Origin of the sequence: Aeromonas bivalvium (assembly GCF_046078285.1) — a bacterium.
GTDB classification, from domain to species: Bacteria; Pseudomonadota; Gammaproteobacteria; order Enterobacterales; family Aeromonadaceae; genus Aeromonas; species Aeromonas bivalvium.
The window spans coordinates 130,609-152,486 of sequence record NZ_JBGXBV010000006.1 but is presented as its reverse complement, the minus strand read 5'-3'; the positions used below and the strand labels follow the sequence as shown (position 1 = coordinate 152,486).

Sequence of the window (21,878 nt, the reverse complement as noted above, 5' to 3'; positions counted from 1 at the left end):
GAAGGCCACTGATGCTGCCGCTCAAGGCGCTGCTGCGCCTCTATCGCGCCCACCCCTGGCTGCTCTTGATGAGCCTGGCCGGGCTCACCCTCGGGGTCACCCTGGTGGTGGCCATCGAGCTTCTTAACCACAGCGCCCGCACCAACTTCGTCGCCGCCCGCAGCCAGCTCGCCGGGGAGGCCAACTACCGGCTGGCCCCCCAGGGTGGCCTGGATGAGCAGATCTACGTGAGGCTGGCGCGAAGCCAGCCTGCGCTTGACGCCATGCCAGAGCTGCACGCCTGGCTCAAGGACGAGCAGGGGCGCAGCTTCCAGCTGCTGGGGATGGATCTCTTCAACCCTGGCCCCCTTCGTCGGCTGTTTGGTGCCACCGCCGATAACGGGCCTGATTTTTCCCTCACTCGCGCCGACAGCGTCTGGCTCTCGGCCCCCGAGGCGAAACGCCTCGGCTGGTCGCCGGGGCAGTCGCGGACCTTTGTGCTGGGGGATGAGGCCAAGCGCCCCCTCACCCTCACCCTGGCGGGCACCTTCGAGCCCGGCGCCGTCCCCATGGAGCGGCTGCTGGTGACCGACATCGGCCTAGCTCAATCCCTGCTTGGCAAGGCAGGCTGGCTGGATCGCATCGTTTTCAAGGCAAGCGAGACACAGGCACAGGCGCTGCAGGCCGCACTGCGGACAGATTTCCCCGACCAGCCCCTGTGGCTTGAGCCCATCAGCCCGGCCCTCGATGCCAGCCAGCTCGGGGATGCCCTGGCGCTGAACCTCACCGCCCTCTCCCTGCTCGCCATGGCGGTGGGATTGTTTCTGGTGTTCAACGCCCAGCGCTTCGTGCAGAGCGTGCGCCGCCCCCTGCTCGCCCAGCTCATCATCCTCGGCATGGCGCCGCGCCGGGTGCTTGGCTGGCTCATGCTGGAGCTCGCTCTCCTCGCCACCCTCGGCACCTTGCTCGGGTTGCTGCTGGGGAGCCTGCTGGCGCTGGCCCTGATGGGGCAGCTCACCCAGGCGCTGGCCGACCTTTATGGCCCCAATCCCATCGACCTGCTGCGCCTCTCCCCCGCAAGCCTTGGCAAGGCGCTGGTGCTCGGCCTTCTGGGGATGCTTGCCGCCAACCTGCCCGGCTGGTGGCAACTGCTGCGCCAGTCCCCCCTTGCGCTGCGAGAGGGCAACAGTCGCCCACCGGCTCACCCCTGGCAACGCCGGGGGCTTGCCATCGCCATCCTGCTGCTGTGCGCCCTGTGTCTATGGCGGCCAGAAACCGGCCTTGGCGGCGCCCTCTTCGTGGCCGGAGGCTGGCTGCTCGCCATGGCCCTCCTGCTGCCCGATGCCCTTCGCTCCTTGCTGGGGCGGCTGCGTGCACGCGGCCCCCTCACCGCCCGGCTCGGGGTGGCCGAAACCCTCTATCACCTGGATCGCACCGCCATCGCGGTGATGGCGCTGCAACTTGCCATCGCCGCGGCCATCGGCATCGGGGTCATGGTGTCGAGTTTTCGCTCGAGCGTGGAGATCTGGCTCGGCCAGCGCCTGGCCGCCGACCTCTATGTCACCGCACCCAAGGGGGTGGCAGGCAGCAGGGGCGCCCTGGGCGAGCAGACCCTGACCGCCATCCTGGCCGGGCCGGACGTGAGCGCAGCCTCGCGCCGCGCCGTGTTCCCCGCCCGCTGGCAGGGGCAGCCCATCGAGTGGGCGCAGATGGACTTTATCCCCGAGCTCAAAGCCGCCTATCCCCTGCTGGCCGGGCGCTGGCCAGCCGCTCCCGACGAGGTGCTGGCGAGCGAGCCGCTGACGGTACGCCTCGGGGTCAGGGTGGGCCAGCGCCTCGAGGTAACCAGCGAGGGGGGGCCGCGGCGGCTTACCGTCACCGGCGTCTATCAGGATTACGGCAGCGACAAGGGACAGATACTGCACGCCTTCGAAGGGGGCGCCGTGCAATCCCTTGCCCTCTTCAGTCCGGATCCCGAGCGCCTGAGCGACAGGCTCAGGGGCCAGTTTGGCGAGCAGGTGAACCTCTTGCCCGCCCCCGCCATCCACGCCGCGGCGCTCAAGGTGTTCGATCAGACCTTCGTGGTGACCGAGCTATTGAAGTTGCTCATTCTGGGGATCGCCTTCGTCGGCATCGGCTCGGCCTTTATGGTGCTGGGGCTGGCCCGGCGCGGCGAGTTGCAGACCTTGCAGAGCCTAGGGATAGGCCCGCGCCACTGCCGCCGACTGCTGGTGTGGCAGGGAGCGGGATTGGGGCTGCTCACGGCGCTCCTGGCACTGCCGGTGGGTTATGGCCTTGCCTGGGTGCTGATTGAGGTGGTCAACCCCCGCGCCTTTGGCTGGCGGCTCGCCTTCGAGGCCGCCCCCCTGCATGCCGTCACGGCGCTTCTGCTCGCCCCCGTCTGTGGCGCGCTCGCCTCCTGGTACGCCGCAAGGAGAGTGGTATGAAAACATTCAACATCTGGTCGCTGGCACTGATCTGCACCCTGTATGTCGCCGGGATCCGTGCCAGCGATCTAGGTAGCATCCTTGGCGGCGGCAACGATCACTTCAAAAAGGCCCTGCCGGGTCAGTCCATCCACCTGCCTGCGGATCACGGTGCCCACCCCGACTACCGCTCCGAGTGGTGGTATCTCACCGGCAACCTAAAAGACGAACAGGGGCGCGGCTACGGCATGCAGTGGACCCTGTTTCGCCAAGGCATCGAGCAGCAGATCACATCCGACAACCCCTGGCTCAGCCCCCAGCTCTGGCTGGCCCAGTTCGCCATCACGGATGTGAGCAAAGGCAGCCACCAGCAGGACGAGCGCACCAGCCGCCAGGGGCCGGGGCTCGCCGGCGCCAGCGGCGGTGAGTATTGGCTGAAAGAGTGGCGGCTTACCTCTCAAGGGGAGGCGCTCTTTCCCGCCACCCTCAAGGTGCAGAGCAAGGCGGGGGATCTTGATGTAAAGGTGAGCGCCGCCAAGCCCGCGGTACTGCAAGGCAAAGCGGGTTACAGTGAGAAGAGCCCTGGCAACGCCTCCTTCTACTACTCCTACCCGCGCCTGACCATCAGCGGCACCCTGACCCTGGATGGGGAGACCCGCAACGTCAGCGGTCAGGGCTGGTTTGATCACGAGTGGAGCAGCTCGGTATTGGCCCAGTGGCAATCGGGCTGGGACTGGTTTTCGCTGCAATTTGAAGATGGCCGCGAGCTGATGCTGTTTCGCCTGCGCACCAAGACAGGACACCCTGAGCCAGAAAACCGCTACGGCATCCTGATTGAGCGGGACGGCAGCAGCCGGCTGCTGAACCCTGAGCAGATCAGCCTCACCCTCGGCAAGACCTGGCGCGGCCCCAAGGGGCAAGACTACCCCATCGAGTGGCAGCTTAAGGCCGGGGATCTCAACCTCCGCATTCAGGCTCGACAGCCCAATCAGGCCATGACGGGACGCTTTGACTACTGGGAGGGGGCGGTGACTGTGGAGGGCGATGCGCAAGGACTCGGCTATCTGGAGATGACGGGATATTGACCGTCTTGAAATCTGATCTGCTTCAAAAAGTCATTCAAATTCCTAGCTTTGAGTGACTTTTTACTCTGCAGACTGGTGGGTGCTTGATACCATTTCCATCGGATTCCTCTGGTGCTTTGTTATATATGATCTCAATCGTCAGCTTGCAAGGCCAAGAAAAAACGCGAAAGTCTGATTACGCTTCGCTAATCGAACCAACCGTGACGTGAATTATTCATATAACAACGGTCTGACTCAGTATTCTCAGACCTCCATTGTCAATATTTACCATGTGAGTACATATGATTGACTTAGATAAGGTTTACTTTAAGAGCAAGGTGGTAGGCAAGTTGTCTTCTCAAAACCTGATTGATTTAAAGAATATGTTGCATGACATAGAACATAGCAGGATAAAGTTACAAGAAAATGCTCGCATTACAAATGAAAACATTAAAAACACTGAGTCCAACCTAGCATGGGTTAATTGGTTCCCGGCAAAACTTTTCTTCAAAAGAAGTATATCATCTAAAAAATCTGTCTTGCTCACTCTAAGAGAAAAGTCAGCAGAGTTAGATAGTGAAATTAAAAAGCACCAACTGGGACTTGAAATACAGATATCAGATAAACTTGAAAACATATTTGGCTCACTAAGCTATCAGTTCAATAAATTGATATCTATAGATAAAGCATGGGATGTCACAACCTCTAGAAAAACTGACCGAGTTGTTGAAAGGACGGCAGCTGACAATGTCATAGAGAGAAAGGAAGTGAGGTTAAAGCTATCAGATAGTCCAAAAATACTCTGTGACTACCAGGCGCTTAATTTTGGAAATGCAAATGGTGACGACTTACATATATATCCACAATTTATATTTATGGAAAGTAGTAATGATATTGCCCTAATTGACATACAACATGTAACCATTGATTTCTCATACGTTAATTTCATCGAGAGTGAAAAAGTACCTTTTGACTCAAAGATTGTCGACCATGCGTGGGCAAAATCTAATAAAGATGGAAGTAGAGACAAGCGTTTTACGGATAACTATCAAATTCCTATTGTTCGTTATGGTGAACTACATCTGAAATCTAAATCTGGTTTAAATGAAGTTTATATGTTCAGCCAACCTGAATCCGCAAGAGAATTTAAGAATCTATTTGATGAATATAAAGCAGTATTAATAAAGAATGGCGTTTGAAACTATATATCTGGCGTAGGCGTAGGTTCGAATAGCGGATCGTATTCGGACGATCGTGGATGGAACGTTCAAACCTCTCAAGCCCCAAGATAATTTGCGAGTCGGTTATCTGTTTTTGCCGGATGGACGATATCGAACTCTGTAACAACGAGGCAATCCACTGTTTTGCTTCGCCTCACTCAACCCAACCACCTATGCCACGACCGTTTGGCTGGACAAAAACGCCAACGACTGCCGATTGAAGTGCTCCGGCAGCTCCACGTTGCGGACTTGGCCACATTTTTCGATGATTTCTTGCGGGCTATAGGGGTCACTGGCTACCGGCTCGAGCACTAAAGAAATATTCAGAAGAGCGCTTGAACCATCGCCTTGTTGAGCCACTACTCCTTATCTCCTGCTTGCGCCAAAAATTGAAGGTCAAAGTGGGTGCTCCGGCACAGCTATAACAACCCCCTTTCACTCTCTGCCTTGATGGCGCCCAGTATCCGGCGCCGGATCAGGCCGCTGACGGGGCGGATCAGATACCAGTAAGGTGCGAATTTGAGGCGGCAGGCCAGATCCGGGCAGAACACCCTTGTCTGGGTGGTCAACCGGGTGGTGCCGTTTGGCTGGCGGCTGGCCGAAAACCCCAGGGCGAGCTTGGCAACGCCTGGCACCGCAAAGTCCAGATAAGCCTGACTGTCCGCCATGGTCACCAGACCAAAGTCCGGCCGCCAGAACCGGCCGACAAGGCCGTAGAGCAGCGTGTTGTCGTCCTGGCTGTCGAGCGGCACGAATCTGTCCAAACCAAAGGGAGGCGGGCTGGCGCTCTGTTGGCGGCCAAGAAGATGCCCAAGGCGCATCGGCACTTCCCGCAAGCCGATCAGGTGGCGAAAGGCCGGATCCGCTTCCGGTCGATAGTTGGACGCCGCCTGGATGACGGTGCGCGGGTCGGCGGCAATGTCGCGAGCGTGCTCTTCACAGAAGTGATAGGCAGGCAGATAGTGGTTCAGCGGCGTCATCAATCCTTCCTTGCCATCGCTCGTATCAGCATCGGCCCCTTTCATAGCACGTAGCACCAGACAAGTCCCGTTTTTAAGCCACCTTGTTCACCCCATTGAAAACGGCAGGATAGTTATCCTGCCGTTTTTTCCCTATCTCGCCGCCTGATCCACCAGATAGAGGATGCTGTGATAGGGGATGCCGGCGTGCTGGCTGAGCCCCATTTCACAGGTGCGGCTGTTGCTAAAACCCTGACGGCAATCGTTGGGAACCTGGGCGGGCAGGCTGGCAAGCGCCGCGGCGTTGAGCTCAGGGGTCATCAACCCCTTGTCGCCGGCAAAGCCGCAGCACTGGATATGCTCAGGGATTATCACCTCGCGGGCGCAGGCGCGGGCCAGCGCCAGCATCTTATCGCCGAACCCCATGCGCCGGCTGCTGCAGGTGATATGGAGCATCACTGTCTCATCGATGGGGGTCAGCTCAAGGTGTGGCAGCAGGTGTTCCAGCACAAAGGCGGAGGGTTCGAACACCCGAAGGCCCTTGCCGAGCGCCCCCGAGAGCAGCCGCTGCACGCAGGGGCTGGTGTCGAGCAGCACGGGCCAGCGCCCCTGCTCGCTTGCCTGCCACAGGGCCTCGACCAGCTCAGTACGCTTGGCTGCGGCCACCTCGACCATCCCCTTGCTGTCATAGGGCATGCCGCAGCAGAGCCCCTCAACACTCGCCGGCACGATGACCCGGCAACCCGCTTTATTGAGGAGTGATTGCACCACGTCCGGCAGTGACGGGGCATCCTCCTGCTGGCCAAATACCCGGCTGGCGCAGGACGGCAGATAGACCACGGTGCGATCCCCTCCTATGTACTCGCTGGATCCGCCATGGCTCCCCTCCCCTTGCGGCCATTGGTAACGGCTCGGGCCCGGCAGTGTGGGCAGCCAGGCGGGTGTGCGCTGGCCGCTCAGATGGTGAACCCCGTTCACCAAGCCTGCCAGTGCCTTGTCTCCCAACACCTTGCCCGCAATGGCTTTGAGGCCGAGGGCCCCGCGGGCCGTGCGGGTAACGCCGGCGAAGTGATCGGCGCTCCAGCGGGCAATGGGCGCGAAGCGCTGGTACTTTTCGCTACGCAGCTTCTTGATCAGGCTGCCGGTGTTGATGCCCACCGGGCAGCGGTCGGCGCAGAGCCCGGTCGCGGCGCAGGTGTCGATGCCCTGATAGTCAAACAACCGGGCAAGCGCATCAGCCTCTTCACCGCTGCGGCCGCGGCGCGACAACTCCCGATAGAGCACGATGCGCTGGCGTGGCGAGAGCGACAGGGTGCGCGAGGGGCAGACCGCCTCGCAAAAGCCGCACTCGATGCAAGGGTCGACGATGGCATCGCTCGCCGGCATGGGCTTGAGGTGGGCCAGGTGGGCCTTGGGGTCGTCGTTGATGATGACGCCGGGATTGAGCAGGCCATCGGGGTCCAGCAGCGCCTTGATGCGCCGCATCAAGACCATCCCCTCCGGCCCCCATTCCAGCTCCACATAGGGGGCCATGTTGCGGCCGGTGCCGTGTTCGGCCTTGAGGGAGCCGCCAAAGCGCACGGCGACCAGCTCGGCCACCGCATCCATAAAGGCGCCGTAGCGGGCCACCTGGGCCGGCTCGTCGAACCCCTGGGTAAAGACGAAGTGCAGGTTCCCCTCCAGCGCGTGGCCGAAGATGATGGCTTCACCGTATTCGAAGCGATCGAACAGGGCTTGCAGCCCCGCCACCCCTTCGGCCAGGCGCTCGATGGGAAAGGCGACATCCTCGATGATGACGGTGGTGCCCGTGGTGCGCACCGCCCCCACCGCCGGGAAGAGCCCCTTGCGAATGGCCCAGAGGCCGGCACTGTCGCCGGTAAAGGGCACAGAGGCGACCTGGGCAAACTCGGCGGCCATGGTCGTCACCTGCTCGCAGCGATCCACCAACTCTTCCTTCGATTCCCCATGCACCTCGACAAGCAGGGCGCAGGCAGCCAGATCCAGCGTCTTGATAAAGTCCGGCAGGCCGGGTTTGCCCGCCACCGAGCGAAGGGATCGCCCATCCATCAGCTCCACCGCCGCCACCGGCGCAGCTTTAAGGCGCGAGGTGGCCAGACAGGCCTGCTCGGCGTCCCGAAACACCAGCAGGGCCGAGGCCTTGTGAGGGTATTCGGGCACGGTGTCGAGCACCACCTCGGCGATAAAGCCGAGGGTCCCCTCCGAGCCAATCATCAGGTGGGTGAGGATGTCGATGGGGTCCTCATGGTCGAGCAGGGCATTGATGGCGTAGCCTGTGGTGTTCTTGAGCCGGTACTTGTGGCGAATGTTGGCGGCAAGCTCGGCGTTTTCCAGCACCTCGGCGCGCAGGGCGGCGAGCCCCGTGAGCAGATCCGGGCGTTTGGCCGCCAAGGCGGCGCGGCTGTGGGGATCGCTGCTCTCCAGCACGGTGCCATCGGCCAGCAGCAGGGTCATGGCGTGCAATGTGTGGTAGCTGTTGTGAGCGGTGCCGCAGCACATGCCGCTCGCGTTGTTGGCGGCAATACCGCCCAGCTTGCAGGCGTTGATGGAGGCGGGATCCGGCCCAATCTTGCGCCCCAGAGGGGCCAGATAGCGGTTGGCATCGGCGCCGATCACCCCGGGTTGCAGGGCGATGCGTGCGCCCTCGTCCAGAATGCGGTGGCCGCGCCAGCTGTCGGTCAGGGTGATGAGCACCGAATCGCTCAGGGCCTGGCCCGAGAGGCTGGTGCCGGCGGCGCGAAAGGTGCACGGCAGGTGCAATTCGCGGCACACCGACAGCACGAAGCGCACTTCATCGAGGGAGTCGAGGCGCACGATGCGCTCGGGCACCAGCCGGTAGAAGCTGGCGTCCGTGCCGTGGGCGAGGCGCAAGTCCGGGTCGCTCACCAGCCGCTCCGGCGAGATGCGGGCGAGCACGGCGGCGTCAAACTGGCTCCAGCTCATCAGCAATCCTCCACCAGCACCACCAGCAGGCGGCTCGGGCCGTGGGCGCCATAGGCCAGGGTCTGCTGGATGTCGGCGGTCTTGGAGGGGCCGGAGACCAGCAGCAGATTGGTGGGCATGGCCTGCTGCCAGCGCCCGGCCGCCACCAGCCCTGCCAGGTTGTCGGTTATGGTGGAGGCCGCCAGCAGGGCGATATGGCAGGGGGGCACAAGCGAAATAGTGCGCGGCTCGCCGCTATCCGGCAGCAACACCAGGGTACCGGTATCGGCGATGGCGCCCGCGCAGTGGGTGATGCCCGCCTGACAAACGTCAAACAGATCGTCCTTCCAGCCGGCAAACTCCCCCGCCGGGGTGAGCACATCGCGCCCGGCGCAGGCAGCAGCGACGTCATCTTGCCAGCGGCCGCCCTGGCCGCAGGCGAGGCGGGAGATCCCTTCCCCATCCAGCCAGGCGGCCAGATCCCGGGCAAGGGTCGCCTGCTGGACTGTGAGGATCTCGGCATGGCTGGCGGTGATCCCGGCAAGAAATCGCTCGCGCCGCGCGCCGTCGTCTGCCCCGCGCCAGGGCTGCCAGCCATGGGGGGCGTGGGCCATGGGGGTGGCGGCGCCGCGCAGGCGGCTTAATATGGCCTCTTTGCTCGACATTTCAGGACTCCTTCTTCTTCTGGCGCAGCAGGGCGTGCAGGCTCTGGGGGGCGGGTTTGGGGGCTTCGCGGCACTGGGTCCAGGGGCCAAGGTGTTTGGGCATCAAGCCCCGCAGGCGACCGGCCACCCCGGTTGCAGCGTGATAGAGGCGCGGGTGGGTGGCGGCAAAGGCAAAGCCCTGCATGGCCAGGGTCTCGAGCCGGCTCCTGGCCGCCCCCTGCCCCGCCAGCGGTTCATGGCCAGGCTGTGCCTCGTGCTTGGCCTCCCGGCGCAGGCGCTGCAACATGTCGGGAATGGGGATGCGCACCGGGCACACCTCGCCGCAGGCACCGCACAGGCTGGACGCCGTCACCAGATCCTGGGTGCTTTCCAGCCCCAGCAGGTGGGGTGAGATGATTTTGCCGATGGGGCCCGGGTAGATGGTGCCGTAGGCGTGGCCACCGATGCGGGTGTAGACAGGGCAGTGGTTCATGCAGGCGCCGCAGCGGATGCACTGCAGGGTCTTGCGCAGCTCCTCGTCCCGATAAGCCTGGCTGCGGCCGTTGTCGAGCAGCACCAGGTGCACCTCGTCCGGGCCGTCCAGCTCCCCTGCCCGGCGCGGGCCGCTGATGACGTTGAAGTAGGTGGTGATGGCCTGGCCGGTGGCCGAGCGGGTCAGGGCGCTGTAGAGCGGCGGCACGTCACTGAAAAACTCCACCACCTTCTCGATGCCGGTGATGGCCACGTGGACCTTGGGCACAGTGGTGCACATGCGCCCGTTGCCCTCGTTCTCCACCAGACACAGGCTGCCGGTCTCCGCCACCGCGAAGTTGACGCCGGAGAGCCCCATGCCGGCGCGGCGAAACTCTTCGCGCAGGGCCCGCCGTCCGGTCTGGATCAGGGCGTCCACGTCCGTGGTGGGGGTAAAGCCTTCCAGGTTATGGGCGAAGGTGTCACTCACCTCCTGCTTGTTCTTGTGGATGGCGGGCATGATGATGTGGGACGGGGTGTCGCCGTCGAGCTGGACGATAAACTCCCCCATGTCGCTCTCAAGGCAGCGGATGCCGTGGCGCGCCATCTCGTGGTTGAAGCCCACCTCCTCGCTCACCATGGACTTGCCCTTGACGATGCTGCTCACCCCATGTTGCTGGGCGATGCGAAGGATGATGGCGTTGGCCTCGGCCGGCGTCTGGGCCCAGTGCACCCGGATGCCGTTGCGCTCGCAGTTGGCTTCTAGCTGCTCCAGCAGTTCCGGCAGGCGCGAGAGGCAGCGCTGGCGGATCTGCTCGGCGGCATCGCGCACCGCCGCTTCTTCGGCGGGGTCGGCGAAGGCGTCGCGGCGCTTGGCGCGCAGGTAATCCATGGCGCCGCGAAAATTCTGGCGCAGCACGGGATCGGCCAGGGCCGCCTCGGCCTGGGGATGGAAGCGGCGCGGCGAATACTTGGCGTGATCACTCATGATGGGCGCCCTCTTTTGCGGATACCGGCTCGCTGTGGGCGAGCAGGAAGCTCGCCAGATGGGTGGCAGGGAGCGTCTTGCCCTGATAGGCCAGGGATCCCTTGATGTTGAGCAGGCACCCCCAGTCGGCGCTCACCAGGGTATGGGCGCCGGTGGCCAGCAGGTGGCGGGTCTTGTCTTCGACCATGGCCTGGCTGATGTGGGGATGGCGCACCGAGAAGGCGCCGCCAAAGCCGCAGCACTCGCTCTCGTAGGCCTGCTCGTTCAAGGTCACGCCACCCAGCTGCCCCAGCAGACTGCGGGCCGTGGTGTGTACCTGCATCTCGCGCCGGGCCGAGCAGGAGGTGTGCATGACGATGCTCGCCTCCCCCACCCCGTGCCAGCGCACCCGGCAGACCCGGGCCAGAAACTCGGTCAGCTCGAACACCCGCTCGCAAAACGCTGCCACCTCGGGGCTCTCGGGAAAGAGGCGACGGTAGTGATGGTGCATCATGCCGCCGCAGGAGCCCGACAGCACCACCACCGGCCAGGGCTCGGGGAAGAGCGCCATCTGGCTTTGGGCCACCTTGCGCGCCTCCTCCTCGTGACCCGAGGTGTAGGCCGGCTGCCCGCAGCAGGTCTGCTTCTCGACAAAGTGAACCCTTATCCCTTCCCGCTCGATCAGGGCGATGGCATCGAGCCCCGCCACCGGGTCAAACAGGTCCACCAGACAGGTGGCGTAGAGATAGACATCGGCCGGCTTGGCCGGATAGACCCGCATTACCTTCATCACTTGCTCTCCTTACTTGAGCTGCAGCAGTGCGTCCGAGACGTGGAAGCTGTACATGAGCGCCAACCCGATAAGGCCAGTGGCCAGCAGGTAGTAGAGGGTGGGCAGCGCCGTCTTGCGCAGCGTCGCCCCCTCGCGCCCCAAGAGCCCCACGGTGGCCGAGGCCGCCACCACGTTGTGGATGGCGATCATGTTGCCAGCCGCCGCCCCCACCGCCTGCAGCGCCAGCATGGCGGCGGTGGAGACCCCCAGGGTCTGGGCCACCTCGAACTGGAACTGGCTGAACATCATGTTAGACACAGTATTCGAGCCGGCGATAAAGGCCCCCAGCGCGCCGATTGTGGCGCTGAGCGCCGGGAAGAACTCCCCGACGAGCCCGGCGGCAAAGTTGGCGGTGGTCACCGGCATGCTGGCGAGATCCGCCCCGTTGACCCCTGAGTTGATGAAGATGCGCACCATGGGCACGGTGAAGATCAGCACGAAGCCGGCGCCGATCAGGGTGCGGCTGGACTCCCCCAGCGCGCGGCCGAGGGGCGCCAGGGCGCGGGCCTGAATGAGGGTGGCGAGCAGGGCGCAGAGCACCAGCAGGCCCCCCGGCAGGTAGAGCGGCTCAATGGAGGCGCTGACCCCCTTCTCCCCCAGCAGATCGGTGAAGGCGAGACTCACCGACAACAGGCTTGCCTTGAATTCCGGGCTCACCCGGCTCGCCACCAGCAGGAGCGCCAGCGCCACATAGGGGAGCCAGGCCAGCATGAGCGACATGGGGCGGCCGGCAGCCTCTTTGAGATCGAGCTTCAAGGAGCCCAGCCACTCGGCGGGCCACTCTTTCTCGGGGGCGAAATCCCAACTGTTTTTTGGCACCAGAAAGCCGCGGCGCGCCGCCGTCACCACAAGGGCCAGCCCCACCAGGCCGCCGATGAGGGACGGGAACTCGGGGCCGAGCAGCATGCCGGTCAGGGCATAGGGGACGGTGAAGGCGAGCCCGGCGAAAATCGCGAACGGCAGGATGGAGAGCCCCTCGGTCCAGCTGCGGTTGCGGCCAAAGAAGCGGGTCAGCATCATCACCATCAGCACCGGCATCAGGGTGCCGACGGTGGCGTGAATGAGGGCCACGTTGGTGGTCACCTGTTGCAGGTAGATGTCCCAGCTGCTGCCGCCGGCGCTCAGGGTATGGCCGATGGCCTGGTTATCCAGCCCCTTGTTGATGCCCACCAGGATGGGGGTGCCTACCGCACCGAACGACACCGGGGTGGACTGGATCATCATGCCAAGCAGCACGGCGGCGAGCGCCGGGAAGCCGATGGCCACCAGCAAGGGCGCGGCAATGGCGGCCGGGGTGCCAAAGCCCGAAGCCCCTTCGATAAAGGCACCGAAGCACCAGGCGATGATGATGGCCTGGATGCGCCTGTCCGGCGAGATGTTGGTAAAGCCGCCGCGAATGGCGGTGATGGCGCCTGTGTGTTTGAGGGTGTTGAGCATCAGGATGGCGCCGAACACTATCCAGAGCACGGTCACCGTGATCACCAACCCTTGCAGGGTGGAGGCAAACACCCGGGTCGGGCTCATCTGCCAGCCCCACAGGGCGATGAACACGGTCAACAGGAAGGCGATGGGCATGGCGCGCTTGGCGGGCCAGTTGAGGCCGACCAGCAGCACGGCGGCCACCAGGATCGGCGAGAAGGCCACCAGGGCCAACAGGGTGTCTGTCATCATTGCATCCTTGTCCAGAGGTCGTGCGACGTGCGCACCTTGTTGTTGTTTTGTTAAGCGAACGTGACCTTACCCTGTTCCTTTTTCGCGATATATGGAAATAATGAACAACATTCATTCCAAAAGTTGATCAATATGGCCAGCACCGACGACCTCATCCTCTTCGCCCAGGTGGTGGAGGCAGGCTCCTTCAGCAAGGTGGCGGAGCAGAATTCCCTGACAAATTCAGTGGTTAGCAAACGGATCGGGCGTCTTGAAGAGGAGCTCGGGGTGCAGCTGCTCTATCGCACCACCCGCAGGCTGACCTTGAGCGAGGCGGGCAAGGAGCTCTATCAGGGTGCCAAAAATGTGAAGGCCGCCGCACTGGACGCCTTCGATGCGGTGGCGGGATTTGGTGAAAAGGTGAGCGGTCATGTGCGGATGTCGGTGCCCACCATCTCCGGCGAGCTCTTGCTCGCCGATGCCGTGGCCGATTTTTGCCAGCAGCACCCGGGGCTCACGGTGGAGATGTCGCTGGACAACCGCTTCGTCAACCTGGTGGAAGAGGGGTTCGATCTGGTCATTCGCACCGGCTATCTGGATGATTCGAGCCTGATTGCCCGCCACATCCTCGACTCCCAGTGGGTCATCTGCGCCGCCCCCGCCTATGTGCGCCGCTTCGGCGCCCCCCACGAGCCATCGGATTTGCTCACCCACAACTGCCTGCGCTACGCCTACCAGAGTACGGGAGCCTCGGAGTGGGCCTTCAAGGGGGAGGAGGGCAACTATCTGTTGTCGGTGTCGGGGAGCTTTTCAACCGATAACGCCGGGGCCCTTCGCAAGGCGGCGCTGGGGGGACGCGGCATCGTCTATGTGCCGCGCTGTCTGGTCTATCACGATCTAATGAATGGCGAGCTGGTGGATCTCTTTCCCGACCGGGTGGGCAAGAAGCTCGGCATCTACGCCGTCTACCCCTTCACCCGCCAGCCACCGCGCAAGATAAGGCTGCTCATCGAGCACATCCGCCAGCGTTATCTGGAGATTGGCCACTACTTCATCTGAGGCGCCTGGCGGGCCTCAGCGGGCGGGCGAGGCCGCCTGACGGGAGAGAAACGCCAGGGACTGGCGGTTGAAGTGATCCGGCTGCTCCACGTTGCAGACGTGGCCGCATTTTTCGATGATTTCGAGGCAACTGTAAGGGTCTCGGGCCACCTGCTCGCGCACCGGGGCGAGGAACATGTGATCCTCCTCCCCCATCACATAGAGGGTGGGAATGGGCAGGGCCCGCTCGCGAAAGTAGCGCATAAGAGGGTTGACCTCGGTGGCGAGACGGAACCAGCGCTTGAACTCCTTCTGGCACAGCTTTCTGGCCTCGCGCACGAAGAGGTTGCGGGACTCCTGATGGTGCTGGCGCGGCATGATGATGAAGGCGAACAGGCGGTAGAGCCACATGTAGGGCAGGAAGTGTTGGCCGAGGCGGCCAAGCTGCACCAGCACCCGGGAGCGGATGTCGAGGCGCAGGATGGCGCCGCCGAGCACCATGCTCTTGACCCGCTCGGGGCGAAGCTCGGCCAGGTGGCGAATGAGGATGGTGCCAAGGGAGATGCCGACAAAGTGGGCATGGGGGATGCGCAGGTGATCCAGCAGGCGCAGTATGTCCTCGGTCACCGCCCGAAAGCTGTAGTGCCCCTTCACCACCTGTTGCAGCTGGTTGGACTGGCCGTGACCGCGAAGGTCGAGCAGCAGCACGTTGAAGTGCTCCCGGTAGGCCCGCAACTGCTTGAACCAGATGGAGGAGCTGCCGCCCGCGCCGTGCACGAACACCACCCAATCCCGATCGGGACCCAGTTCAAAGGTCTTGTGGTACAACATCTCATGGGCTCCCGGGGTGATGGGGGGTATACTCGGCGCGCATGTTAACAGAAGGCTCACCCCGGTGAACATGCTTCCACCATGATCGGACCAGAGCGGAGTCCCCATGACACTCGTTCAATTGCGTGAATTTTTGCTCAGCCAGCCCGGCGCCACCGAGGACACCCCCTTCGGCCCCGAGATCCTGGTCTACCGCATCGCCGGCAAGATGTTCGCCCTGGTGGACTGGCAGGCCGAGCCCCTTTCCATCAACCTCAAGTGCGAGCCGGAGTTGGCGCTTTTACTGCGGGAGATCCACCCCGAGGTCAAACCCGGCTGGCACATGAACAAGCAGCACTGGAACACTGTGACCCTGAGCGAGGGCCTGGCGGACGAACTCTGGCAGGGCTGGATTGAACACTCCTACCAGCGGGTGGTCGCGGGTTTGCCCAGGGCCAGGCGACCCCAGGCGGTCAAACCATGAGGGCGCGCCCGCCACTGGCCCCCCGCTGCGAGCCCCTGGCCGCAGCGCACATCCCCCGCCTCGCCGACTTGTTCGAGCGGGCGGTGCGCCAGCTCGGCCCAGAGCACTACAGCCCGGCCCAGGTGGAACAGTGGGCCCGGGGGGCCCATCACCCCGGCTTCGCCGATCAGTTGCAGACCCATTACGGCTGGGTGCTGGCCCAGGGGGATGCCCTGCTTGGCTTCATCACCCTGAGTCCGAATGGCCATCTGGGCCTGCTCTATGTCGCCCCCGAGTGGGGCAGACAAGGAGTGGCCAGCCTGCTGATCCATCGCCTGATCGCCGAGGCCCGCGCCCTGGGTCTGACCAGGATCGACACTGAGGCAAGCCTGCTGAGCTATCCCCTGTTCCTGCGCCACGGTTTCGTCCTGGACGGCCTGGAGCAGGTGAGCCGGGGCGGCGTCGGCTTCACCCGCCATCGCCTGCACCTCTCCCTTGACGACGCCCCTTGCCAAGCTGACGGCAGCCACTAGAATACGCCCTGATTTTTTCGATGAGGTAGCACCCCATGGTGGTTGAGAGTGACGGCTATATAGCGCTGATTGAGTATTTGGTTGAACGGCTCAGCCTGTTTGAAGGCCATCAGTCCGGTCAGGGCGAGCTGACCATAGAGGATCTGGTGAGCAGCCGGGTCGCCAACAGCCTGATGACCCTGTGCGAGCAGAACCCCCAGCTCGATGCCAAGTTGCGCTTCGTGATGATGCAGGAAGCCGACGCCGTGGTCGCGGATCTGGAGGAGGTGCTCTCCGCCGTCTGGCTCCAGGCCCCGACCGAGCAGCAGCACGCCTTCCTGAACGAATTCATCGACCTCATCAAGAACCTGTTCGACAGCGCCATCCACTGATCTTCCCCGATCCAATAGCCCCAGCCGCGGCGCATGATGCCCGCCGCATGGATGGCGACGCCGCCCGGGGGTCGGAGAGCAGAAATGAGAAGGGCCGCCCCTTGAGGGCGGCCCCGCTTGCTATCATGGTTGGGAGGCTCATCATGTGTCTGGCATCGCCGCCATCCTTGGCTGCTAACTAGTTAGTCCACACCTTCCCGGCCAAGTTCCGCTTTGTTGCCCATTTTTTTTAACTTATTTTGCTGCCAGCACCAAGCGGCGCCAACTAGCGCGCCAGACTGGGGGGCAGGCAGACCCCTATGCCACCGAGGCCGCAATAGCCTTCCGGATTTTTATGCAGATACTGCTGATGGTAATCCTCTGCATAGTAGAAGGGCGCCAGCGGCCTTATCTCGGTGGTGATGGTGCGCGGGTCGCCGCTGGCGGCCATGGCGCTCTGGTAGGCGACCAGGCTCGCCTGAGCCAGGGCCTGCTGCTCCTCGTCGCCACAGAAGATGACGGAGCGGTACTGGGTACCCAGATCCCCGCCCTGGCGCATGCCCTGGGCCGGATCATGGTGCTCCCAGAACAGGCGCAGCAGCTCGCCGTAGGAGATGACCTTGGGGTCGAACACCAGCTGCACCGTCTCGGCGTGGCCGGTCTGGCCGCTGCACACCTCCTGGTAGCTGGGGTTCGGGGTATGGCCCCCCTGATAACCGGCCGCACTCGAATAGATGCCGGCCTGCTGCCAGAACAGACGCTCCACCCCCCAGAAACACCCCATGCCAAACCAGGCCAGCGCCAGCCCCTCGGGCCAGGGCCCCTGGGTCGGGTGGCCGTTGACAGCGTGCAGCTGACCAATGACCATGGGCTCATCGCGCCCGGGAAGGGCCTGTTCGGCACTCAATATCGCTTCCATTGACTCATCCTTAAATAGCGGGTCCAGCCCGTGACATCGGCAAGAAGGGTGAAGATAAGGAGTTTGCTCCGCCGGATCAACCGCCCTGCTCCCTCAAGGTGGCGAGTCATGACCTCGTCATCTCGGACCATCAGACTCCCGGGGCGAGGCCGTGACGGCAACAAATCGCGCCAAATCAATATTTAGTCTTGATTTGTGAATTTATTTTCATATATTGGGCCCATTGCTGTTTTTTTATGGATGAATCTCGAGTGCGTGAACGTGAACCCAGCCTGGTCCATGCCTTTCGGCAGTCCACCCCCTATGTCAACGTGCACAGGGGTGCCACCTTCGTGCTGATGATGGGAGGGGAGTCCATCGCCCATCCCAACTTTGCCAACATCGTCAGTGACATCGCCCTGCTCCAGACACTCGGGATTCGGCTGGTACTGGTATTTGGTGCCCGTCCCCAGAACGACGAGGCCCTGTCCCGCGCCGGCATCGAGGCCCATTACCACAAACGAGTCCGGGTCACCGACGACCCCAGCTTCGCCCTCATCAAGCAGGTGAGCGGCGGCCTGCAATTCGACATCACCGCCAAGCTCTCCATGGGGCTGGCCAACACCCCCATGCAGGGGGCCCGCATCAGCGTGGTGAGCGGCAACTTTGTCACCGCCCAGCCCCTGGGAATAGACGATGGGGTCGACTACTGCCACAGCGGCCGGGTCCGTCGCATCGACGTGGAGGGGATAGTGCGCCAGCTCGATCAGCAGAACCTGGTGCTCGTCTCCCCCATCGGCTGCTCGGTCACCGGGGAGAGTTTCAATCTCACCTCGGAAGAGGTGGCCAGACGCATCGCCGTGGATCTCAAGGCCGACAAGCTGATCTGCTTCAGCAGTACCCAGGGGGTGCTGGACAGACAGGGCCACGCCATCTCCGAGCTCTTCCCCGAGCAGGCGGAGGAGCTGCTGGTGGCGCTGGAGCAGGCGGGGGAAGAGATGTCCGGCACCGCCCGCTACCTGCGGGCGGCCATCGCCTCCTGCCGCGGCGGCGTGCCCCGCTCCCACCTGGTGAGTTATCAGGAAGACGGCGCCATGCTGCAGGAGCTGTTCAGCCGCGAGGGGCTGGGGACCCAGATAGTGCGCGAGAGCGCCGAACGGGCCCGCGCCGCCACCATAGAGGACATAGGCGGCATCCTGGATCTCATCCGCCCCCTGGAGGAGGAAGGGATCCTGGTGCGCCGCTCCCGGGAGCAGCTGGAGATGGAGATAGACAAGTTCACCATCATAGAGCGGGACGGCCTCATCATCGGCTGCGCGGCCCTCTACTGCTTCATGGAGGAGGCCATGGCCGAGATGGCCTGCGTCGCCATTCACCCCGAGTACCGCAACTCCAACCGGGGCGACCAGCTGGTGGCCAAGGTGGCGGAGCGGGCCAAACGGCTCGGCATCCGCCAGCTGTTCGTGCTCACCACCCGCTCCATCCACTGGTTCAGGGAGCGGGGCTTCGAGCCCCTGGAGGTCGAGGCCCTGCCGGTGGCGCGCCAGCGGCTCTACAACTGGCAGCGTCGATCCAAGGTTTTGTCAAAGACTATTTTTTAAGCTATTGATTTTGCGTTGCCTTCGACCAGAAACTGAACTTTTTTCGAAACTCGATTGACAGTGCAATCCAACGCGGGTTATTTCTAACTGCACTCCACCCCCAGCGGGTGGAGCCAGAAGAGGAGCGTTGCCCAGGTAGATCGGAGCAGGACACCAGAGTCCCATGATGCCGATTGAGGGGGAGCAGCGCCGAGACGCAGGAGGAGCCTGGTATCCTCACCGTCGGCCGCGGGGGCTGAATCCCCCGGGTTGTCATCGGTAGTGTCTATCCACTACCCGGGCCAGATCCTGGCCGGGTACTGGATGGGCTCTGCAGGTGGAGCGCTTCTGGCCGGGATCCTTCATCATTCCTGCCATTTTCTGCCCTCCCCTGTCTCTTTGCCCCATGGATCCGGATATTTGATATAGACAGGAGTATGCAATGAGCCCTTTCAACGTCGCCAAGTTTGGCGGAACCAGCGTCGCCAATGCCGCCGCCATGAACAACTGCGCCAACATAGTGCTGGCCAACCCGGCAACCCGGCTGGTGGTGCTGAGCGCAAGCTCGGGGGTCACCAACCTGCTGGTGGCCCTGGCCCAGGGCGAACTCGATGAAGGGGAGCGCGAGGCGCAGCTCGGCAAATTGGCCGACATTCAGCAGAGCATATTGCAAGACCTCGGCCAGCCGAGCGAAGCCTCTGCCATCATCCATGGTCTGCTCGGCGACATTCGCAAGATGGCGCTCCAGGCCACCCAGCAGACAGATGCCGAGCTGGCGGATCGCCTGATCGCCTGTGGCGAGCTGATGTCCACCCGGCTCTTTACCGAACTCCTGTGCCAGCGGGGCGTCAAGGCCCAGTGGCAGGATGCGCGCCAGCTGCTGCGCACCGACAGCCGTTTTGGCAAGGCCAGCGTGGATCTCGCTGCCAGCCGCACCCTCTGCCAGCAGGCTCTGGGTCCCCTGCTCGGTGACACCCTCATCATCACCCAGGGCTTCATCGGCGCCGATGGCGATGGCCGCACCACCACCCTGGGCCGCGGCGGCTCCGACTACAGCGCCGCCCTCCTTGCCGAGGCCCTGGATGCCACCGCCATCGAGATCTGGACCGACGTCCCCGGGATCTACACCACGGACCCGCGCCTGGTCAGCCGCGCCCGCCCTATCCCGGAGATCAGCTTCGTGGAAGCGGCGGAGATGGCCACCTTCGGCGCCAAGGTGCTGCATCCGGCCACCCTGCAACCCGCGGTGCGCCGGGACATTCCCGTGTTTGTCGGCTCCAGCAAGGATCCGGCGGCAGGGGGCACCTGGATCCGCGCCACCACCCAGAGCAGCCCGTTGTTTCGCGCCGTGGCCCTGCGCCGCCAGCAGGTGCTAGTGACCCTGCACAGCCTCAACATGTTCCACGCCTACGGCTTCCTGGCCGAGGTGTTCGGCATCCTGGCCCGCCACCGCATCTCGGTGGATCTCATCACCACCTCGGAGGTGAGCGTGTCGCTGACCCTGGATCACACCGGCAGCCAGAGCAACGGCGAGCCCATCCTGGGCGACAAGGTGCTGGCGGAGCTGGGCCAGCTGTGCAAGGTGAAAGTGGAGACGAACCTGGCGCTGGTGGCCCTCATCGGCAACCGGATGAGCGAGGCCGCCGGGGTGGGCAGCCGGGTATTCGACGCCATGCGCGAGCACAACATCCGCATGATCTGTTACGGCGCCAGCGCCCACAACCTCTGCTTCCTGGTGCAAGAGAGCGAGGCAGGCGAGATAGTCAATCGCCTGCACCAGGAGCTGCTCGACTGAGCGGCCAGCGGTCACTGCAGCAAAGAGGGCGCCTAGGGCGCCCTCTGTCGTGTCTGGTCCCGGGATCAGGCCGGTGCCGGGCTCAGCTGCCACGCCCTGGCCTGCTCACGCCAGCGGGCCAGCTCCTCGAGCAGCTGGGACTGGCTCATCCCCCCCAGCTGCGCGCCCTCGGCCAGCTCCTCATAGAGATGGCGCAGGGCATGTTCCAGCCAGTCGAGTCGCCTCAGGGTCAGGGGGCCGCAGCTCTTGCCGCCCAGATCGTCCAGCACGTCCAGGCGATGGCTGCGATACATGTCCTTGAGCCAGTTTGCCGCCAGCGCCTCCTCGCCGCTCAGGGCGGTGCGCCACTCGCCGGCGAGCCCTTCCAGCCTCGCCAGCACGGGGGCACAGGCCCCCTCCCGGCTCAGACGCGCCAGCTCCTGCTCGGCCCAGGCCAGGGTGAGGCGTCGCCAGCAGGCAAACTGCGCCAACGGATTGACCTCGTCGAGCCAGAGCCCGGACAGGGTGCGGGTCTCGAGACGCTCCACCACATGAAACTCTGGGTCGCACAGGCCGTTGGAGTTGAACTCGAAGCGGGGATCGAAGGGCCAGGTGTAACCGAAATCGAACAGGCTGATCTGCTGGCCGTCGTCGAGCAGGTTGCCCGGGCTCGGATCCCAGTCAAACCAGCCCCAGCGGGCCAGCTCGGCCTCGGCCGCCAGCATCTGGGCCAGGTTGCGCTCGCAGAGAGTGCGCACCGGCTCGCCCCGCAGCCAGGGGGAGAGCAGGATCCCGGCCCGGGCCGAGCCGAAGCTGGTGCAGACCACATTGGGCAGCAGGGTGGGATGCAGCTCGCGCAGGGCCTCTATCTCCCGCCGGCGTTCGAGCTCGGTGAGAAAGGCGGTCTGACCATCGGGATTGGCGACCCGGGAGACGGCGCGCCTGCGCTTGAGACACCAGTGATGGCCCTCGACCTTGAGGTGAAACACCTGGGCGCTGAGGCCGCCATCGTGGAGCGCGATCACGGCAGGATGCCCCTCCCCCAGGCTCTGCAACTGGGCGAGGGAGAGGGGGCAATCGCGCTCGCGGCCAACCCGTATCTCGTCGTTGCGCTGCAACATCGCTAGTAGTCTCGCCTGGCGTCCGGCAACTTTAGGATTCATTACAGTCTCCCCCATTCGTTATTGAGAGAGTAAACATCGCCCCCGCTCCCTTGCCAGCGCCATCCTCTCATGATGCCGCTTTCATCACAGAAACAGAGGGCGGGACCGGATCCCGGT

The 21,878-nt window shown here is 63.6% G+C and carries 18 protein-coding genes, 1 pseudogene and 1 riboswitch; of the genes and pseudogenes, 9 read left to right on the top strand and 10 right to left on the bottom strand.

Annotated features, from left to right (window positions below):
- Nucleotides 1-11 precede the first annotated feature (11 nt).
- The 3 genes from ACEUCR_RS14955 to ACEUCR_RS14945 all read left to right on the top strand — a co-directional run bounded on the left by ACEUCR_RS14955 (nucleotide 12) and on the right by ACEUCR_RS14945 (nucleotide 4,668).
- Nucleotides 12-2,426 carry an ABC transporter permease gene (locus ACEUCR_RS14955; protein WP_408791146.1) on the top strand — a complete coding sequence of 805 codons (2,415 nt, stop codon included), beginning with the start codon at nucleotides 12-14 and terminating at the stop codon, nucleotides 2,424-2,426.
- Complete coding sequence (locus tag ACEUCR_RS14950) at nucleotides 2,423-3,490, top strand: lipocalin-like domain-containing protein (RefSeq protein ID WP_408791143.1); 1,068 nt, start codon at nucleotides 2,423-2,425, stop codon at nucleotides 3,488-3,490. Before ACEUCR_RS14955 ends, ACEUCR_RS14950 begins: the two co-directional genes overlap by 4 nt.
- Nucleotides 3,491-3,771: 281 nt before the next feature.
- Complete coding sequence (locus ACEUCR_RS14945) at nucleotides 3,772-4,668, top strand: hypothetical protein (RefSeq protein ID WP_408791141.1); 897 nt, start codon at nucleotides 3,772-3,774, stop codon at nucleotides 4,666-4,668.
- Between the two features lie 192 nt (nucleotides 4,669-4,860).
- Here the strand turns inward: ACEUCR_RS14945 and ACEUCR_RS14940 are convergent.
- The 7 genes and pseudogenes from ACEUCR_RS14940 to ACEUCR_RS14910 all read right to left on the bottom strand — a co-directional run.
- A pseudogene (locus ACEUCR_RS14940) lies at nucleotides 4,861-5,001 on the bottom strand (alpha/beta fold hydrolase); the annotation flags it as partial.
- Nucleotides 5,002-5,108: 107 nt separating this feature from the next.
- A complete protein-coding gene (locus ACEUCR_RS14935; protein ID WP_408791138.1) occupies nucleotides 5,109-5,669 on the bottom strand; it encodes a hypothetical protein in 561 nt (186 codons plus the stop codon).
- Between the two features lie 132 nt (nucleotides 5,670-5,801).
- Entirely contained in the window at nucleotides 5,802-8,609 is a 2,808-nt protein-coding gene (locus tag ACEUCR_RS14930) for an FAD-binding and (Fe-S)-binding domain-containing protein (protein WP_408791135.1), read from the bottom strand.
- A complete protein-coding gene (locus tag ACEUCR_RS14925; protein WP_408791133.1) occupies nucleotides 8,609-9,253 on the bottom strand; it encodes a LutC/YkgG family protein in 645 nt (214 codons plus the stop codon). The genes ACEUCR_RS14930 and ACEUCR_RS14925 overlap by 1 nt, the downstream gene beginning before the upstream one ends.
- A 1-nt stretch (nucleotide 9,254) precedes the next feature.
- Entirely contained in the window at nucleotides 9,255-10,691 is a 1,437-nt protein-coding gene (locus ACEUCR_RS14920) for a LutB/LldF family L-lactate oxidation iron-sulfur protein (RefSeq protein WP_408791130.1), read from the bottom strand.
- On the bottom strand, nucleotides 10,684-11,460 hold the full coding sequence (locus ACEUCR_RS14915; RefSeq protein ID WP_408791222.1) for a (Fe-S)-binding protein: 777 nt from the start codon (nucleotides 11,458-11,460) through the stop codon (nucleotides 10,684-10,686). Before ACEUCR_RS14915 ends, ACEUCR_RS14920 begins: the two co-directional genes overlap by 8 nt.
- Nucleotides 11,461-11,472: 12 nt before the next feature.
- Nucleotides 11,473-13,170, bottom strand: coding sequence for an L-lactate permease (locus ACEUCR_RS14910; RefSeq protein WP_408747282.1), 1,698 nt, complete (start codon nucleotides 13,168-13,170; stop codon nucleotides 11,473-11,475).
- A 63-nt stretch (nucleotides 13,171-13,233) separates the two neighbouring features.
- On the opposite strand from ACEUCR_RS14910, the gene ACEUCR_RS14905 reads away from it, so the two are divergent.
- A complete protein-coding gene (locus tag ACEUCR_RS14905) occupies nucleotides 13,234-14,211 on the top strand; it encodes a LysR family transcriptional regulator (RefSeq protein ID WP_408791128.1) in 978 nt (325 codons plus the stop codon).
- A gap of 15 nt (nucleotides 14,212-14,226) precedes the next feature.
- Here the strand turns inward: ACEUCR_RS14905 and ACEUCR_RS14900 are convergent, their stop codons facing one another.
- Nucleotides 14,227-15,021: an alpha/beta fold hydrolase gene (locus ACEUCR_RS14900; protein ID WP_408791125.1), complete on the bottom strand. Its 795-nt coding sequence runs from the start codon at nucleotides 15,019-15,021 to the stop codon at nucleotides 14,227-14,229.
- Between the two features lie 106 nt (nucleotides 15,022-15,127).
- Here ACEUCR_RS14900 and ACEUCR_RS14895 point away from each other — a divergent pair, with 106 nt between their 5' ends.
- Genes ACEUCR_RS14895 through ACEUCR_RS14885 form a run of 3 tightly spaced genes read left to right on the top strand, consistent with a single transcriptional unit; the run spans nucleotide 15,128 to nucleotide 16,367 of the window.
- Nucleotides 15,128-15,484 (top strand): MmcQ/YjbR family DNA-binding protein, encoded by a 357-nt coding sequence (locus ACEUCR_RS14895; RefSeq protein WP_408791122.1) that lies wholly within the window; start codon nucleotides 15,128-15,130, stop codon nucleotides 15,482-15,484.
- The gene (locus ACEUCR_RS14890; RefSeq protein WP_408791119.1) at nucleotides 15,481-15,996 is read left to right on the top strand and encodes a GNAT family N-acetyltransferase; all 516 of its coding nucleotides are present in this window, start codon (nucleotides 15,481-15,483) and stop codon (nucleotides 15,994-15,996) included. Before ACEUCR_RS14895 ends, ACEUCR_RS14890 begins: the two co-directional genes overlap by 4 nt.
- 35 nt (nucleotides 15,997-16,031) lie before the next feature.
- Nucleotides 16,032-16,367, top strand: coding sequence for a DUF3802 family protein (locus tag ACEUCR_RS14885; protein WP_041998816.1), 336 nt, complete (start codon nucleotides 16,032-16,034; stop codon nucleotides 16,365-16,367).
- Nucleotides 16,368-16,632: 265 nt separating this feature from the next.
- Here ACEUCR_RS14885 and msrA read toward each other — a convergent pair whose 3' ends face one another.
- Nucleotides 16,633-17,265, bottom strand: coding sequence for a peptide-methionine (S)-S-oxide reductase MsrA (msrA, locus tag ACEUCR_RS14880; protein ID WP_041998819.1), 633 nt, complete (start codon nucleotides 17,263-17,265; stop codon nucleotides 16,633-16,635).
- A 251-nt stretch (nucleotides 17,266-17,516) separates the two neighbouring features.
- Between msrA and argA the strand changes: the two genes are divergently transcribed.
- Nucleotides 17,517-18,845 (top strand): amino-acid N-acetyltransferase, encoded by a 1,329-nt coding sequence (gene argA, locus ACEUCR_RS14875; RefSeq protein ID WP_041998822.1) that lies wholly within the window; start codon nucleotides 17,517-17,519, stop codon nucleotides 18,843-18,845.
- A gap of 109 nt (nucleotides 18,846-18,954) precedes the next feature.
- A riboswitch (Lysine riboswitch) is annotated at nucleotides 18,955-19,180 on the top strand.
- An 86-nt stretch (nucleotides 19,181-19,266) separates the two neighbouring features.
- The gene (gene lysC / locus ACEUCR_RS14870) at nucleotides 19,267-20,619 is read left to right on the top strand and encodes a lysine-sensitive aspartokinase 3 (RefSeq protein WP_408747227.1); all 1,353 of its coding nucleotides are present in this window, start codon (nucleotides 19,267-19,269) and stop codon (nucleotides 20,617-20,619) included.
- Nucleotides 20,620-20,684: 65 nt separating this feature from the next.
- Here lysC and ACEUCR_RS14865 read toward each other — a convergent pair whose 3' ends face one another.
- Nucleotides 20,685-21,761, bottom strand: a complete 1,077-nt coding sequence (locus ACEUCR_RS14865; RefSeq protein WP_408791117.1) for a protein kinase family protein — start codon at nucleotides 21,759-21,761, stop codon at nucleotides 20,685-20,687.
- Nucleotides 21,762-21,878 lie beyond the last annotated feature (117 nt).